The organism is Thermopolyspora sp. NPDC052614 (assembly GCF_040678635.1).
In the GTDB taxonomy this organism is placed as follows: domain Bacteria; phylum Actinomycetota; class Actinomycetes; order Streptosporangiales; family Streptosporangiaceae; genus Thermopolyspora.
The window spans coordinates 95,389-112,463 of the sequence record NZ_JBFATZ010000013.1; the positions used below are offsets into that span (position 1 = coordinate 95,389).

At 69.9% G+C, this 17,075-nt stretch carries 11 protein-coding genes; 6 read left to right on the plus strand and 5 right to left on the minus strand.

Features of this window, described 5'->3' with window-relative positions:
• On the minus strand, positions 1–618 hold the full coding sequence (locus AB0K60_RS25645) for a copper chaperone PCu(A)C (protein ID WP_364059983.1): 618 nt from the start codon (positions 616–618) through the stop codon (positions 1–3).
• 410 nt (positions 619–1,028) lie between these two features.
• Positions 1,029–1,598: an MFS transporter gene (locus tag AB0K60_RS25650; RefSeq protein ID WP_364059986.1), complete on the minus strand. Its 570-nt coding sequence runs from the start codon at positions 1,596–1,598 to the stop codon at positions 1,029–1,031.
• A gap of 261 nt (positions 1,599–1,859) precedes the next feature.
• On the opposite strand from AB0K60_RS25650, the gene AB0K60_RS25655 reads away from it, so the two are divergent.
• From AB0K60_RS25655 to AB0K60_RS25680, 6 genes are all read left to right on the plus strand, one after another.
• Positions 1,860–2,783 (plus strand): sulfotransferase, encoded by a 924-nt coding sequence (locus tag AB0K60_RS25655; RefSeq protein ID WP_364059989.1) that lies wholly within the window; start codon positions 1,860–1,862, stop codon positions 2,781–2,783.
• Positions 2,784–2,835: 52 nt separating this feature from the next.
• On the plus strand, positions 2,836–4,005 hold the full coding sequence (locus tag AB0K60_RS25660; protein WP_364059992.1) for a glycosyltransferase family 4 protein: 1,170 nt from the start codon (positions 2,836–2,838) through the stop codon (positions 4,003–4,005).
• Positions 4,006–4,139: 134 nt separating this feature from the next.
• Positions 4,140–6,482, plus strand: coding sequence for a polysaccharide lyase 8 family protein (locus tag AB0K60_RS25665; RefSeq protein WP_364059995.1), 2,343 nt, complete (start codon positions 4,140–4,142; stop codon positions 6,480–6,482).
• Positions 6,483–6,542: 60 nt separating this feature from the next.
• The gene (locus AB0K60_RS25670; protein ID WP_364059998.1) at positions 6,543–6,698 is read left to right on the plus strand and encodes a hypothetical protein; all 156 of its coding nucleotides are present in this window, start codon (positions 6,543–6,545) and stop codon (positions 6,696–6,698) included.
• Positions 6,699–6,864: 166 nt separating this feature from the next.
• Positions 6,865–9,591 carry an exo 1,3/1,4-beta-D-glucan glucohydrolase gene (locus AB0K60_RS25675; protein ID WP_364060001.1) on the plus strand — a complete coding sequence of 909 codons (2,727 nt, stop codon included), beginning with the start codon at positions 6,865–6,867 and terminating at the stop codon, positions 9,589–9,591.
• Between the two features lie 130 nt (positions 9,592–9,721).
• Positions 9,722–11,140 (plus strand): DUF4041 domain-containing protein, encoded by a 1,419-nt coding sequence (locus tag AB0K60_RS25680; RefSeq protein ID WP_364060004.1) that lies wholly within the window; start codon positions 9,722–9,724, stop codon positions 11,138–11,140.
• A gap of 100 nt (positions 11,141–11,240) precedes the next feature.
• On the opposite strand, the gene AB0K60_RS25685 is transcribed toward AB0K60_RS25680, so the two are convergent.
• From AB0K60_RS25685 to AB0K60_RS25695, 3 genes are all read right to left on the minus strand, one after another.
• A complete protein-coding gene (locus AB0K60_RS25685) occupies positions 11,241–12,830 on the minus strand; it encodes a sigma-70 family RNA polymerase sigma factor (protein ID WP_364060007.1) in 1,590 nt (529 codons plus the stop codon).
• A complete protein-coding gene (locus tag AB0K60_RS25690; protein WP_364060010.1) occupies positions 12,827–13,087 on the minus strand; it encodes a hypothetical protein in 261 nt (86 codons plus the stop codon). Before AB0K60_RS25690 ends, AB0K60_RS25685 begins: the two co-directional genes overlap by 4 nt.
• Before the next feature lie 598 nt (positions 13,088–13,685).
• Positions 13,686–16,346 carry a DUF222 domain-containing protein gene (locus AB0K60_RS25695; RefSeq protein WP_364060013.1) on the minus strand — a complete coding sequence of 887 codons (2,661 nt, stop codon included), beginning with the start codon at positions 16,344–16,346 and terminating at the stop codon, positions 13,686–13,688.
• Between the last annotated feature and the right edge of the window lie 729 nt (positions 16,347–17,075).

A 17,075-nucleotide genomic window follows, 5' to 3' on the forward strand; every position in this document is an offset into this window, starting at 1 on the left:
TCAGCCCTCGTGCCCCGCGGGCTTCTCGTCGCCCTTCATGTCGTCCTTCGCCTTGTCGTCGCCCTTGTCGTCGCCCGAGTACTCCTCATTGGCACCGGCGAACGCCTTGACGACCGCGGTGAACGTCATGGTCCCGCCGTCGGCGAAAGTGAGCGTGAAGGGCACCTCGTCGCCGGGCTGTACCTTGTCGGTGACGCCCATCAGCATCAGGTGGTCGCCTCCGGGCTCAAGCCGATGGCTGCCCCTGGCCGGGATGACGAAGCCCCCCTCCTTCTGACGCATGACCATCTTGCCGTCCTGGTCCGCCATCTCATGCAGCTCGACCTTGGGCGCGGCGGACGAGGTGGCCGAGACGATGGTGAGGTCCTTGTCGGAGTTGTTGACCAGCGTCCCGAAGGCCGCGGTCATGCCCTTGTCGGCGGCCTTGACCCACGGGTCGGTCACCGTCAGCGCGGCGGCCGGGGCGGTGTCCGTCTTGAGGGTCGACGTGGCCGTCGGTTGCTCGGCGACCGGGCTCGCGGACACGGTCGTCGAGCCGGCCGAGCCGCATGCGGCCAGGGCGAAGGGAAGCAGGCTGAGAGCGAGTACGCCGGAAACGGCGCTACGACGAGAGATCATGATGCCGCCTTTGGGTTGTCACGGACAGGGGAATGGCCCGGCGCACACGCCGGTGACCCGCCGCGCCCTCATGCGCGAAGCGGGTGACATTCCGCCACCTCAGTGGTGATCGCAGTGCTCGGGACGGATCCCCCGGAACGACCGGTCGATGGCACGCCGACATCCGGAAACGTCGTCCGGATGCCTTCGGCGACGCCCTCGATGCCACCCGATGCGCCTGATGCGCCTATGCCGACCGATGCGATCGGTGCCGCTCAGTGCCGGATGCCGATCGTGCCTGATCGAGAACCGCTCAACGTCGGCTCGGGCGACGGCATGCCGCTCAGCGCGTCCGACGGGAACGCGTGGACAGATCGGTCAAGGCGATCAGAAGAACAGCGATCAGGAGAACAGCGATCAGGAGAATGCGGTCACGCGACAGAGGTGACAGGGACAGTCGACGGCGGCCCGCGCCTGCTGATCGCATGACGCGGCGTCGCCGAGCGAAGCGGCCGCTCCCGGTCCGCCCGCACCATGACCGGCGGCGCGTACCCGGGCGTCTGCGGCCCCGCCAGCAGCCGGACCAGCCGTACGGCCAGCCCGCGCACCAGCCGCCACAACGCGGCCTCGCCCCTGGCCAGCCAGATCGCGGTCAGCCCCGCCGCCCACGCATGGGCGATCAGCATGCCGAGGCTCGGAGTCAGCCCGCCGTACGACACGTGCCCGGCGTGGGCATGGGAGACCATGGCGGCGGGCCCCATCGAGAACAGCAGATGCAGCGCGACCTGCACCCCACCGAGCAGCGGAAGGATCGTCCGCAGCGTGCGTTCCCGCCCGGACAGCGGCGCCGCGGCGGCGAACGCCACCGCCAGCCCCAACCCCACGCTCCGCCCGGAGAGCATGCCTCCGGCGAGAACGTGCGCACCCGTACTCAGCCCGAGGCAGACCACGGCGAACGCGGCGGCCCGGACCACACGGAACGGCAAGGCGGCGGAAGTCATCGCACCGCCATCATGACACGCACCCCCCGCGGTCCCCGGCCCGACCGTACTTATTGATCAGAACGGACGGCGCGGCTCGCGCGTCGGCGGTCCATGCGGCCGATCACCTTCCGTGAGACCGTCCCGTGACCGTTCCGATGCCTCATTGGTCGCTTATCACGACAGGGCGGGGCAAATGCCGAGGTGAGCGACGGATCGCCGCAGTGACGAGCCCGTCTCCTTACGTCATTTTCACAGGAACTCTGGGTAATATCGGCACACATGAGCTGGAAACGCAAGGTCAACCACGCTCTCGTCGAGTTCACCGGGCTTCGCATCACCCGCGAGGCGCCGGCGCGATCGTCCGAGGGCCGGTCGCGCTCCGCCGAGAGCCGCCCGGCGCCGGCTCCGACCGCGCCTGCCGAGCAGGTCCGGCCGCCCGCCGACCCGGAGAACGACCGGCTGCTCAAGGCTCCGATCTTCATCATGTCCCCGGTGCGATCCGGCTCCACGCTGCTGCGTTCGCTGCTGAACGCGCACTCGATGCTGCACGCCCCGCACGAGTTGCACGTCCGCCGCCTGACGGTGCAGTTCGGCACGAGCCTGGCCGAAAAGGCGATGGACGCCCTCGGCCACAACCAGGCCGACCTGGAGCACCTGCTGTGGGACCGGGTGTTGCACCGGGAACTCGTGCGCAGCGGCAAGAGGTATTTCGTCGACAAGACCCCGGCCAACGCCTTCGCCTTCCAGCGCATCGCCACCTGCTGGCCCGACGCCCGGTACATCTTCCTGCTGCGCCACCCCGCGTCCATCGCCCAATCCTGGTACGAGGCGAGCCCGGACAAACGCACCCCGCAGGAGGCCACCGAGGACGCGCTGCGCTACATGCGCGCGGTGAACAAGGCGCGCAAGGCGTTACCCGGCCACACCGTTCGCTACGAGGACCTGACCGCCGACCCCGAGGGGCAGGCGAAGCTCATCTGCGACTTCCTCGGCATCCCCTTCGAGCCCGGCATGCTCGAGTACGGCCGGCCGGAGGTGCTGACCAAGGGCCTCGGCGACTGGAAGGACAAGATCGCCTCAGGCAGGGTTCAGGCCGGGCGGGACCTGCCCGCGGCCGACGAGGTGCCCGAGGTGCTCCGCTCGATGTGCGTGAGCTGGGGTTACCTCTCCAAGGACGAGACCAAGCGACAAACGCGGACCTAACACGCCCCCCGGCGACTCGCGAGCCGGAAACGTCCGCAGAGAGTGCGAAACGGTGAAAATCCGCTACTTCCTCCTGCACGCCTATGGCATGGGCGGAACGATCCGCACGGTGTTCAACCAGGCCAACGCGATGGCGGCGGCCGGGCACGACGTGGAGATCCTCAGCGCGGTGCGGCGCCGTACGAAGCCGCAGTTCCCCCTGGACGAACGCATCCGGCTCCGCGCGGTGGTCGACCAGCGCTCCGGATACGGCCCGGACACGCTGGTCCGCCGGATCCGGCGCAAGATCCGGGGCCGGGTGGTGCCGAGCGACGAGTTCGCGGCCCGCTACTTCACCGAACGGGTGGAGCGAGGCGTCATCGACGCCGTCTCCGAACTGGACGGCGGCGTCCTGGTCACCACCCGACCGGCGCTGAACATCATCGCCGCCCGGTACGCCCCGCGCGACGTCGTACACGTGGCACAGGAACACATGAACCTGGGCACCCACAAACCCGACACCAAACGACAGATCCTCCGGCACTATTCGCGCTGCGACGCCGTCGTCGTCCTCACCGAGACCGACCGCCGGGACTACGCCGAGGTCCTGCCCGGTACCCGGATCGAGCGCATCCCCAACTCCACGGTCATCTCCGGGCGCGAGCCCTGCGACCCTGACAGCAAGCTCGTCATCGCGGCCGGGCGGCTGTACTACCAGAAGGGCTTCGACCTGCTGATCCCGGCCTTCGCGCAGGTCGTGGCCGTACACCCGGACTGGCGGCTGCGCATCTTCGGCACCGGCCCCAAGCAGGAGCGGCTGCAGGCCCAGATCGACGAGCTGGGGTTGTCGGAGCACGTCCGGCTGATGGGCCGCAGCGACACCTTCGACCAGGAACTGCGCGCCTCATCGGTGTACGCGCTCAGTTCCCGCTTCGAAGGTCTGCCCATGGTGATGATCGAGGCGATGGCGCACTGCCTGCCCGTCGTCAGCTTCGACTGCCCCACCGGCCCCGGCGACGTGATCACCGACGGAGAGGACGGCCTGCTCGTCCCCGCCGAGGACGTCAACGCCCTCGCGCAGACGCTGATCCGCGTCATCGACGACCCCGAGCTGCGCAAACGACTCGGCCTCGCGGCTCGGGAGACGGTGCGCTCCTATGCGCCCGAGGTGGTCATGCCCCAGTGGGAGGCCCTTTTCTCCAGTCTCCTCGCCGCGCACGGCGGAAAGTCCATAAGACGCTGAGATCCGCCGGTCCGCTACCTCCACGAAAAGGTCCGGACGTATCTCTGTGGCAAGGAACATATGACCTGGCCACGCCTGCGCCGCCGTCCTCGTGGCGTCGCCGTTCTTGATCTGAGTTCGCCGATAATCCTGCCGTGCGCGGCGGTTACGGCAGAAGGGCGCTGCTCCGGCTGGGGACGGTCGCTGCGGCGGGGGCGCTGGTCGGGGCGGACGCTGCTCGGGCGGCGGGGGGTTCGCCGGAGTGGGTGCGGCTGCTTGGGGTGCTACGGCGCCGGTGGTTCGAGGTGACGACCGGGGTGACGGCCGGCTTGGGGGCCGACCTGGAGGCGGAGCCGTACCGGAGTGGGCTGGCGCGGATGGGGGCGGAGGCCGCGCGGCATCGGGATGGCATGGCGGCGGGGGTCGGGGGGCTTTGGGAGGATTTGGCGCTTCCCTCCTACAACGCGGTTCCGCTGCGGCTGCTGGGGATGGCGCGGGCCTACGCGCTGCCCGGCACGGGGGTGACCGGCGATCCGGCGCTGGGGGCGGCCGTGGCCGAGGGGATCGACCGGTATCGGCGGCTGGTGTACGCGGCGGGGGCCGAGCCGGTGGGGAACTGGTGGCACTGGCAGATCGGGGTGCCGTTGCGGCTGCTGGACGCCGCGTTGCTGGTCGAGACGCATCTGGGGGAGGCGCGGCGGCGGGGGCTGCTGGAGGCGGTGGATCACTTCGTGCCCGAGAGCGTTGTCGGCGCTTACAGCGGGACCAGCACCGGGGCGAATCGGGTGGATTTGTGCACGGTGTTGCTGTTACGGGCCATGCTCGCCGCCGATCAGGCGGGGGCGGCGCGGGCGGTGTCGGCCTTGTCGCCTGTGTTTGGGTATGTGAGGGACGGCGACGGCTTTTATCGGGACGGATCATTCATCCAGCACACGACCGTTCCCTATCAGGGCACGTACGGCGTGGCATTACTGACCGGCCTGGCCAGGCTGCTGGTGGTGCTGCGGGGTACGCCGTGGGAGATCGACGACGTGCGGCGCAGGTTCGTGTTCGGTCTGGTGGAGCGGGCGTTCGCGCCGGTCGTCCATGACGGGTTCTGCATGGACATGGTCGCGGGACGGGCGGTCGGCAGGCGGGCGTACGGGGATCATGCGCGGGGGCGGCGGATCGCCGCCGCGATCCTGCTGCTGGCCGAGTCGGCGCCCGCCGCCGAGCGGATCCGATGGCAGGGCATGGTGAAAGGCTGGGCGCTGCGGGACGTCTCGGTGCCGATGGTGCGGGCGGCCGAACGTGAGGACCTGGGGTTTCATGCCCGGCTCGCCGCCGTGCTCCGGGACGAGGGCGTGGCGGCGGTGGGCGAGCCGTACGGGCATCGGCTGATGGCGATGAGCGCCCGTGCGGTGCATCGGCGGCCCGGATGGTGTGCGGGGCTGAGCATGGCCTCGGATCGGGTCGGCCACTACGAGCACGGCAACGGGGAGAACCGGCGGGGGTGGCACACCGGGTCGGGGATGCTCTACTGGTGGGGCGTCGGGCACGGCGACCAGTACTCCGACGGCTTCTGGAGCACCGTCGATCCGTATCGGCTGCCCGGCACGACCGTGTCCACCAAGCGGCTCTCCGACGGCGCGGGGGGCGAGTGGGGGGAGACGTGCCCGCCGGCGCGGTGGGTCGGCGGGGCGACCGACGGCGAGTACGCGGCTGTCGGTCAGCACCTGTACGGCCTGGCGAGCACGCTGGAGGCGTTCAAGTCCTGGTTCTTCCTCGACGACGCGATCGTCTGCCTCGGGGCGGGGATTCGTTGCGCGGACGGGGTGCCGGTGGAGACGATCGTGGACAACCGGCGGACGGATGCTCGGCTGGTCGTGGACGAGGCGGCGGGTTGGGCGCATCTGGCGGGTCATGGCGGTTATGTCCTGCCCGGGCGTCCCCCTCTGCGGACCCTGCGCGAGCGGCGGGCCGAGGGGTCGCGGAAGGGGACTCGGCGAAGGGTCGCCTCCTCCGGTAAGACGCATGACTACGTGACGTTGTGGCTCGATCACGGCGTTGATCCCCGTGACTCCGGCTACTTCTACGTGCTCATGCCGGGGGCGGATCCGGATCAGACCCGTGCCCGCGCCGCGGCGCCCTCCTGGGTGGAGGTCGTGGCCAACACCGCGCACCGGCAGGGCATCCGGGTGCCCTCCCTCGGCCTGACCGCCGTGAACTTCTGGCTGCCCGGCTCGGCCGCCGGGCTGACCGCCTCCGGTCCCTGCTCGGTTCTGGTACGGGCCCACGCCGACGGCACCGCCACGATCTCCGTCGCCGATCCCCGCCGTGACCTGCGCGAACTCACGGTCGTCTGGGATCGCCCGGTGGCCCGGGTCCTGCGGCGCGATCCGCGTCTGTCCGCCGTCGCGGTCGGCGTACGCCTCGGGCTCACCTTCACCGGGCTCACCTTCACTGGGCTCGGCGACGCGGAAGGCGCCTCCGCGCGGGTCACCGTACGACTCGGCTGAGGCCCTCCCGGTCCGCCATTGCGTCTTGCAACCATCTCCCCCGCCTGTTTGGCTGATCTCATGGCCTCCCCTCGCCCGGCCCTGCGATCCGCGGCGGCTTTGATCGCGCTCGTTCTTCTCCTGGGCACCGGTCTGGCGGCACTCGCCTACTGGCTGCTGAAGAACCTGCTGCGGCTGAGCGTATGGCAGCTTCTAGCGCTGATGCTCCCGGACTGACCGGCTCGTACGGCACCGCCGCGTCTGAAACGTTCGCATTTCCCAACGGCGTTCTCAGGTAACGCCAATTGTTACGTACAGATCACTTGACGGTCAGAAGCGCTGCAAGGACGCTGATGCGAGAGCGCTCTCTTCAAGATCCTTCGTCATGAACCCGGGAGGGTCCATGGGTAGATCGCATTTCCTGGGGGGTACTTCCGCGCACCGTCACCGCGCCCGCTCCCCCCTCCGCCGGAACTTATTGGCGACGCTCGCCGGGGTCGCGCTGCTGGGCGGCACCGTCGCCACGACCCCCGCCGCGGCCTCCGCCTCCGGCGCGCGGCAGGCATCGGCAGTTGCCGGGACCGGCGCGGCGACCACCACGATCGGCCACCCGTCGTGGGACGACGACCGCTGCACCCCCATCCCCAAGCACCTGCCCACCCTCAAGGACTGGCCCAGAATCGAGAGCCGGTTCCGCAAGAACCCGGCGGACGAGAAGCGCATCAACAAGATCCTCTCCGGCATGACGCTGGCGGAGAAGGTCGGCCAGATGACCCAGCCGGAAATCACCGCGATCACCCCGGACGAGGTCAAGCAGTACTTCATCGGCTCGGTGCTCAACGGCGGCGGCGCCTGGCCGAACCGCGACAAGCACGCCACGCCGCAGGACTGGCTCGCCCTCGCCGACGCGTACTGGCAGGCGTCCGTCAGCACCCGTACGAAGATCCCCATCATCTGGGGCATCGACGCGGTGCACGGCAACAACAACGTCTTCGGCGCGACGCTCTTCCCGCACAACATCGCCCTGGGCGCGGCGCACGACCCCTGCCTGGTGCGTGAGGTCACCGCCGCGACCGCCCGGCAGGTGCGCGTGACGGGCCAGGACTGGGCGTTCGCCCCGACGCTCGCCGTCCCCCGCGACGACCGGTGGGGCCGCACCTACGAGGGCTACTCCGAGGACCCGCGCATCACCCGCGCGTACGCCGCCGAAGCGGTGCGGGGCCTGCAGGGCGACGGCACCCGCCGCCTCGACCGGGGACACGTGCTCGCGACCGCCAAGCACTTCATCGGCGACGGCGGCACCCAGCGAGGCGTCGACCAGGGCGTGAACCCCTCCTCCGAGGCCGACATGATCAACATCCACGGCCAGGGCTACTACGGCGCGCTCGGCGCCGGAGCCCAGACCGTGATGGCCTCGTTCAACAGCTGGACCAACGAGGAACTCGGCATCACCGAGGGCAAGCTGCACGGCAGCGAGAAAGCGCTCACCGGCATCCTCAAGCAGAAAATGGGCTTCGACGGCCTGATCGTCTCCGACTGGAACGGCATCGGCCAGGTCACCGGCTGCACCAACGCGAGCTGCCCACAGGCCATCAAGGCGGGCATCGACATCGTCATGGTGCCGAACGACTGGAAGGCGTTCATCTCCAACACGATCACCCAGGTCGAATCCGGCGAGATCCCGATGTCGCGCATCGACGACGCCGTCCGCCGCATCCTGCGCGTCAAGCTCCGCGCCGGCGTCTTCGACTCCCCCAAGCCGTCCGCCCGGTACGCCGCCGGCAGGGCCGACCTGCTTGAGGCCCGCAAGCTCGCCCGCGAGGCCGTACGCAAATCCCAGGTCCTGCTGAAGAACAACAACCGGGTGCTGCCGCTGTCGCCGCGATCCAAGGTCCTCGTCGTCGGCAAGAGCGCCGACAGCCTGCAGAACCAGACCGGCGGCTGGTCGCTCACCTGGCAGGGCACCGGCAACACCAACGCCGACTTCCCGAACGGCACGACGATCCTCGGCGGCCTGCGCGAGGCGCTCGGCGAGTCGCGGGTCACCTTCAGCGAGACCGCCGACAACGTGGACGTCTCCGCGTACGACGCCGTCATCGCCGTCATCGGCGAGACCCCGTACGCCGAGGGCGTCGGCGACCTGGCCCGCCGCACCCTGGAGGCGGCCAAGCTCTACCCGAACGACCTCGCCGTCCTGGACAAGGTGAGCGGCAAGGGCAAGCCCGTCATCACCGTCTTCGTCACCGGCCGCCCGCTGTACACCAACAAGGAACTCAACCGCTCCGACGCGTTCGTGGTCGCCTGGCTGCCCGGCACCGAAGGCGGCGGCGTCGCCGACCTGCTGGTCCGCGGCCGCAACAGCGGCCAGGGCTACACCGGCACGCTGTCATACTCCTGGCCGAAGGGCCCCTGCCAAACCCCGCTCAACCCCGGCGAGGAGGGCTACGACCCGCTCTTCCCGCTCGGGTACGGCCTGCGCTACGGCCAGACCGGCAACGTCGGCACCCTCGACGAGACCTCGCAGGACCTCCCGTGCGGCTCCACGGGCGGCGGCGGCACCGCCACCGAGGACCTGGAAATCTTCAACCGCACCGACGTCGCCCCGTACAAGAGCTTCATCGGCTCCCCGGAGAACTGGGGCGGCACCGAGATCGGCCCCGACGGCACCGCCTCCCACGCCGAGATCAACGTCGTGCCCAGCGACGTCAACGTCCAGCAGGACGGCCTCCGCGTCACCTGGACCGGCACCGGCCCGGGCCAGATCTACCTGCAAAACCCATCCGGCGGCACCGACCTGCGCGGCTACCTGAACGCCAACGCGGCACTGGTCTTCGACACGATCGTCCACCAGCCCCCGGCCGCCCGCACAGTGATCAGCGTGCACTGCGTCTGGCCCTGCGGCGCCGAGGTGGTCGCCACATCCCTCTTCCAGAACCTCCCGCTGAACACCAAGTCCACCGTCAAGATCCCGGTCTCCTGCTTCGCCGCACTCGGCGTAGACATGGAGAACGTCAACACCCCATTCCTCGTCTACACCGAGGGCGCCTTCTCCGCGTCCTTCGCCAACGTCCGCTGGGTCCCCCAGGCGGCAAACGACCCCGACGCCAGAACCTGCGACAGCCTCACCTGATCACTGCGTGACAAGGCCCCCGACACCCACTGTGGTTTCGGGGGCCTTGAGGTAAACCATTGGCCAGGGGCGGCTGTCTTCTGTGTGACTTGTGCTGACGGTGTGGTCTCACTGCTCCCGGAGGACCTCGATGGCCGAGTATCGGTTCAACTCGCCCCCCGGCTGGCCGGTCCCGCCTCCCGGTTGGCGTCCCCCGGAGGGCTGGCAGCCGGACCCGTCCTGGCCAGCGGCACCGCCCGGCTGGGAGTTCTGGGTACTCGACCCGGCTGTGGCACCATCCCCGCCGCCGCCCGCCCCCGCGCCTGTGCTGCCTGAGCACCGCGGCGGCGGGTTGTTCGGCGGCAAGAAGAAGCTGGAGGCCGAGAACGCGCAGTTGCGCGCGTGGGTCGAGCGGCTCGGCGGCATGGAGGCGATGCAGATCTCGGCGATGACCCAGGCCCTGCATGCCGAGCACGGCCGGCTACAGGCGGCCGTCGAGGAGGCGGCCCGGCGTTTGGGCGAGATCGAGCGGCAGATCGTACGGACCGAGGAGACCGCCCTGCTGCAGGAAGCCGGGATCTACGAGTACCGGCATCCGCTCAGCGACGCGGTGGCCTACAAGGACCGACTGGCCGAGGTGAAGGCCAGGATCAAGAGCATGGCCAGGGACGGGCAGGCGGTGCTGGGCGCCACCAACTGGCAGGTGAACGGATCGGCCGCCGAGGGCCGCAAGATGGTGCGGGACTTCTCCAAGCTGATGCTGCGCGCCTACAACGCTGAGGCTGACAACTGCGTGCGCACGATGCGTCCCTACAAGCTGCAGTCGGCGATCGACCGGTTGGAGAAGGCCGTGGAGATGATCGTCAAGCTGGGCAGGACGATGGACATCCACGTTAGCGGCGACTACCACCGGCTGCGTGTCTATGAGCTGGAACTGACGGCCGATTACCTGGCCAAGCAGGAAGAGGAGAAGGAAGCCGTCCGTGCCCAGCGCGAGCGGCAGCGTGAGGAGGAGGCCGCCCGCCGGGAGTTCGAGCGGGAGAAGGCCCGGCTGCGCAAGGAGGAGGCGCACTACCGCTCGGCCCTGGCCAAGCTGCTCGCCAAGGGGGACACCGCGGCCGCCGAAGAGCTGAAGGCGAAGCTGGAGGAGATCGGCGCGGCGGTCGCCGACGTCGAGGCACGCGAGGCCAACATCCGGGCCGGGTATGTGTACGTGATCTCCAATGTGGGCGCCTTCGGGGAGAACGTCGTCAAGATCGGGATGACGCGGCGGCTCGAACCGGAGGACCGGGTACGGGAACTGGGCGATGCCTCGGTGCCGTTCAAGTTCGACACCCATGCGCTGATCTTCAGCGACGACGCCGTCGGCCTGGAGGGACGGCTGCACCAGGAACTGCATGACCGCAGGGTCAATCGGGTCAATCCACGGCGGGAGTTCTTCTACGCCACCCCGGCGGAGGTACGCGACCTGCTGCAAAAGATCGCCGGCCAGCATCTGCTGGAGTACCGGGAGACCCCCGAGGCGTTGGAGTGGCGCCAATCGGCCCGAACCCAGGCGACCGCGAACTAACGCGGCCGACGAATCGGTCAACGGCCATGGCCAGAGTGTTATCCGCTGAGCCCGAACGCGCAGCCGGGTTCCCTCCGTAGCAGCCCGCCGATCACCGGGCCTATCTCAGATTGGCTAGGTCGCGTACGGTCGCCGAGCCCGACCGGATGACGTAGATCCCACTGCCTTGCGGAGTCTCCTCCGAGCGAGCCTTGAGATCTTCGACGTCCACGTCTTCGGGCCACAGCGTCCCTCGCTCGGACCAGCGCACGCCGGTGAGGTCAACACCGGTCAGGACAACGGTACGAAGATCGGAGGTGGTGAAATCGTCCAGGAACTCCCACAACACCCACTCGTCAAGTACTGGTACATCTCGGCCTAGCACTACACCGACGGACTTCCAAATCCGGTGCCGGCAAACCTCAATGAGGTCGTGTGCGAGGGCAAGCTCACAGTCCACTTTGTAGGCGAGGAGGCTGGTGTCATCGAGGTGCAGGTGCCGGATCAGATTGTGGACGATGTCGCGGGCGAGGTCACAATCACGGCCGCGGTCGAGATCGAAGGCGAGTTCACGGGCGAGGTCGCGGGCGAGGTCGAGGCTGATAGACAGATCCCTGGCGAGACTAGGGTTGTGACCCCGGGCGAGCTCGCGGGCCGGACTGGAGCCGGGCACCCTGCCGAGCCTGCGGGCAAGATGGAGAGCACAGTCGAGAACGCCAGCGAGGTCCCAGGCGCGGGTGAGGCTCTGGGATGCTGCTTCGACGTCGGGGTGGCCGCGTAGCATCAGGCGATCTTGTGGGCTGACCGACTGGAGGAATTGCTCGGCGGTTGACTGGTCCTGCACCGTTGTGTCTGGTCTCGGCTGGGCAATCGGTGCGGGTGGGACCGGGGCGGGCAGGATGGCGGCCAGGCCAGCGTCGACGTCCAAGATAGCGCCAAGGTCGTCGACCAGGGCGGTGTGACGGGACTGGAGCAGGATCTCGCGCAGGCCTGCGTCGATATCCAGGACAGCCCCGAGGTCGTCGACCAGACCGCTCTGGTGCTCATCGAGCCGACGGCCGATAGTGCTGTGGTCGTGGTGAGGCCGGTGGTGGGTGGTCACTGCTCCTGCCCTCCTGCCTCGTCGCTGGTGAGATATCCGATGGTCGTGAGGTACTTTGCGGCGGCGCGGCGGGCCTTCTTCAGGCTGGCGCTGACCGCATTGGGGGTCATCCGCAGCAGTTCGGGCGATCTCGGCGGGGGTGAAGCCGTTGAGTGTCCAGGCCAGGACCTGGCGCTGCCGGGGCGGCAGGCTGCGTAGCAGCGGCAGCATGTCGTGCCGCAGCTCCCAACCTGCGGCGGCGTCCGGGCAGGGCAGCAGCGCGGTCGGCTCGGGTGTCTGTTCGGCTGGTTCCTCGCGGACGTCGGCGACTTTGCGGACCAGCGCGCGGGAGGCCACGGTGTGCACATAAGCCCGTGGATGGCCTATCTCCATCCAGCGCCGATACGCCTCGATCATCGCGTCCTGAGCGATGTCGACGGCCAGGGGTAGTGCGGCACCCTGGTTGAGCAGGAAGGCGATCAGCTGGCGGATGGTGGAGCGATAAAACGACGCGAACTCCTCGTCCACCTTCATTTGTGCGGCGCTGCGCCGTCCGCCGAGCACGCCTTGGCGGACGAAGCCAATGTCGGCCTCAGGGGAACTGGCGTCGGACCGGTCAAGATCACTCATGCCGCACTGTCCTTCATCCCCGCCGGGGCTCGGGTAATCCTCACTTGGAGGCGATGTCCTCGGCTTCGCTGTTCGTCCCATTCCAACCGGCCGCCGCCTTGGGCGAGTGCCTCGGCCACACGGATGAGGGGCGCGCCTTTGGCCTGTTCCTGGCGTACTCGCCAGCGCAGCCACAGTCCCAGCGCCGCGCACCCTTTGGCTGTGGCGATCGAGACAATGACGACCACCACGGTGGCCATGTCCATGGCCATGTCCATGTCTGTCCCTCTCCGGTAATCGCGGGCCCGGGATGAGCCCATCGTCGTAAAGGAGGAGTCTGGACAAGCCCCTGTTATGAACTCCCGGACCAAGATTTCTTGGTGGCGGCGGGATCCCGGCAGGTTTTACCTGGGCGGACGGCCGCAGCGGACACAGACCAGCTGGGTCAACATGTGCGGACCCGCAAACGAACCGGCGCTTGCTCGGCGGCGAGGACGAGGGTCGTTTGCCGTAGAGATGGCTGTGCCCCGGAGCCCGCTCGAAAGCGATTCTGGGGAGCGTGCCCTTCTTGCCGTAGGTGCTGAAGCTGACGAAGGAGTAGGCGGTGAGCCCGAACTCCTCCTTGTGCTTCGCCATTCGGCGTGGCTTGGGCTCGCCTACGTACGGGCGGATGATCTCGATCGGGCGATCGAGGCAAGCCGGATCGCACTGAACTTGCTTCCCGCAGTCACCTCAGGGCGATACGTGAAGCTGGTCAACCGGCAGCCGGGGCGGGCAGCCGGACCGGCGTGTGTAGCGGTACCGGTCGGTGGCCAGGGCCTCGTCCGGCGTCCTCGCCGCGTTGCTGGGGGGTGGGGGGTGTTGCCCCCTGGGTTGTCATAGGGGGTAGCGGTCGGGGCGGACGGTGTGGGTGCGTTTGGCGGGGGTTTCCCACACCAGGGTGCCAGGGCTGGGCTGGGTGAGTTTCCACCCATCGGTCACTTTCAAGCGGTGGTGCCGGCGGCACAACGCGGCGAGGTTGCATGGGCAGGTGGGGCCCTTTTCGTCGTAGGGCAGGGTGTGATCGAGATCGCAGCCGGTGGCGGGGCGGCGGCAGGTGGGGAAGCGGCAGGTCTGGTCGCGGGCCTGGACCAGCCGCCGCATGACCTCGCCGGGGCGGTAGCGCATCTGGCCGTGGTGGACGGCCTCCCCGGTGCTGTCGGTGACGGTCCAGCACACCTTGACGCCGGTGGCGATCTGCTTGTCGGCGATCTGGCGGGCGATCCCGGCGACCAGGGGTGCGTAGGGGCCGAGCCGGGCGGGGGCCTGGCTGAGGCGCACCAGGGTGGCCAGGCTGACCGTCAGGTGCGGCGCGCCCAGATGCTCGGTGGCGGCACGCGTCAGCCACGGTGGGACCGGGGCCCCGTCCTGCTCGTCCCAATCCTCCCAGCCATCGTCCCAGGAGTCGTCGTCCCAGCCGTCGTCGTCCCAGGGGCCGTCGTCTTGGCGGCCGTGCAGAGGATCGCGGGTGGGGTGAGAGGTCTCGGCCGGGGTATCCGAGCAGCCTGCCGAGCGGCCGGGACCGGGAACACCGGGATGCGCGGCACCGGGATGCGCGGCACCGGGGTGAGCGGTGCCGGGGCCGGGAACACCGGGATGCGCGGCACCGGGATGCGCGGCACCGGGGTGAGCGGTGCCGGGGCCGGGAACACCGGGATGCGCGGCACCGGGATGCGCGGCACCGGGGTGAGCGGTGCCGGGGCCGGGGACGTCGGGGTGGGTGGCGTCGGGGGTGATATCGGCGTAGGCGGCCTCGGGCGCCCACTCCCGCGAGGGCGTCTGCGGCCACGACTCATCGATCATGACGCGGCGGCAACCGGCCGGTTCTCCCGCAGCCCGCGCGGCGGCGTCCCGTCGCGGCCTGCGGAAGAGCCGGGCCGCAAGCCGCGCGGCGGCGTCCCGTCGCGCGGACCGGTTGTCCGGGGCGGGCTCGTGCTCGGGGGCGGGCCGACGCGGCGCGGGCTCGCGATCCGCCGCAGACTCCTGACCATGGGCGGGCTGATGCGGGCCGCGGTTGTGATCCGGCCCCGCGGCCTTGGACCCCTCAGCCTCGGACCCCTCAGCCTCGGGCTGGGCGGTGGTGGACGGATCAGCCTCGGGCGAGGCGGCCTCGGGCAGGGCCGTCTCCGGCACAGAAGCCTCACGGGAGGCGCAGCCGGAGCCCCCGGGCTCAGGTCCGGCCCCCCGCGGCACACCCGGATGCGGCGCGGACGGGTGCGCAACGCGCGGGCGCGGCGTGGAGGGTTCCGGCCCATTCGGTTCCGGCATGCCGGGTTCCGGCGTGGCCGGGTGTGGCGCGGACGGTTCCGGCCGAACCGGTTCCGGCATGTCCGCTTGAGGCATGTCCGATTGCGGCGTGGCCGGTTCCGGCACGGGCGGGTTCGGGACACCAGGGCGCGGCGTGGACGGTTCCGATCCGTCCGGTTGTGGCGTGTCCGGTCGCCGCACCGACGGGTTTGACGCGGCCGAGTCAGGCGCGGACGGGTGCGGGACACCCGGGTGCGGTGCGGACGGGTGCGCGACGCGCGGGTGTGGGACGCGCGGGCGCGGCGTGGACGGTTCCGGCCCATCCGGTTTCGATCCATCCGGTTCTGGCGTGTCCGGTTGTGGCGTGTCCGGTCGCCGCGCCGACGGGTCCGGGGCGGCCGGGGCCGGTGCGCCGCCGCCGGGCGAAGAGGCCGGGGCACCAGGGCCACCAGGGGTGGCGGGGGCGGCGGAGTCGGTGACGGGGGTGGGGGTGGGGCTGTTACGGCCGGGGATCAGGCCCAGCATGCACATCAGCAGCACGTCGGCGCGCAGCTGGTCCATGGTGCGCGGGTCGCCGTTGTTCTTGAACGCCCTGGCCAGCGCGGTGATCCGGTTGGCGGCGGCGACGGTGGCGATCAGCGGCAGGTTCACCCCCAGCAGCGTGGCGGTGCCCTGCTCGTCCTCACGCACCTCCATGCGCCGGTCCTTCTGCGCCGCCCTGGCCTTGGCCGCCACCTCCTCGGGGGCCAGCTCGGCGATCTTGTCGGCGACCAGCGCGCGGAGCCGGCCGGTGGTCATGGACGGGGCGTGCGGGAGAACGGCGGCCTCGACCCTGCGCATCGCCGCCACCGACAGGCCGGTCAGCCCGGTGACGATCACCTTGGCGCGGGGCAGGTCGATCGCGGCGGTCTTCAGCAGCGCGCCGGTGGCGGGCAGGTCGTGGGTCAGGGCGTAGGCCAGGCCCTGCAGCACACCGGCCGAATACTCGGTGAGGGTGAGCGCCAGGGAGATCTCGCTGCAGACGCCCTCGCTGACGTCGCTGGAGCAGATCACCCCGTCACGGGTGTAGCGGGCCTGGTCACGCGCCTCCAGCTCGGCGATCGCCTCCAGCTCGGCGGCCTGCGCCCAGGAGGTCAGCCGCCGCCAGCCGATCATCACCGAGATCAGCTCATGGTTCTTCAGCGTGCCCATCGCGGCGCCGGTCCCGGCCAGACGCTCCAGCAGCACCGCCAGCCCCGCACCCGGCGACATGAACTCGGCATCCTCCGGGGCAAGGCCCGCCGCGTCCCCGCAGGCATCCTCCGAGACGGCCGCGCAGGCATCGCCTGCGGCATCCTCGCGGGCATCGCTCGAGGCGGCCGCGCGGGCGTCCCCGCAGGGATCCTCCGAGGTGGCCGCGCGGGCCTCCGCGCAGGCATCGTCCGTGGTGGCCGTGGTGGCCCCGGCGGCTGCGGTGGCTGCATGAGCCGGGTGGGCCGAGTGGGCGGCAGGGGCCGGGGCGGCAGAGGGGCCGGCTTCCTCCGGACGGGTGCGGGCCGGGGCGGCATCGGGGCGCGTGGGTTGCGAGGCGGTCTGGGCGTTGGTATCGCGGGGGCGGACCGTTTGATCGGGCGGCCGGATGGAAAGCGCGCTCGGAATGCGGGACGGGGCAGGGGCGGAGCCCGGCGCCGAAGAGCCCGGTGATGTGGAGCGAGGGGAAGGGGGGCCCGGTGAGGTGGAGTGTGGTGAGGTGGGGTGCGACGGGGAGCGGGGGGAAGGGGTGGCGGGGCCGGTGGCGGCGGCCATGGGTCACCTTCCTTTCGCTTCTTGTCGGCTGACCGGCTTCTATTCTCTCGCGTTCATGTCGAACATGCGAACTAAGCATTTGCGACATAGGTGGAAATGGAGAAGCAGATCGGAAGGCTTAAGGGAAGATTTTTTCGAATGGATGAGGTCTGAGTCAGCAGAAAGCCTTGCCGCACCCGCAGCCGATGGCCCTCG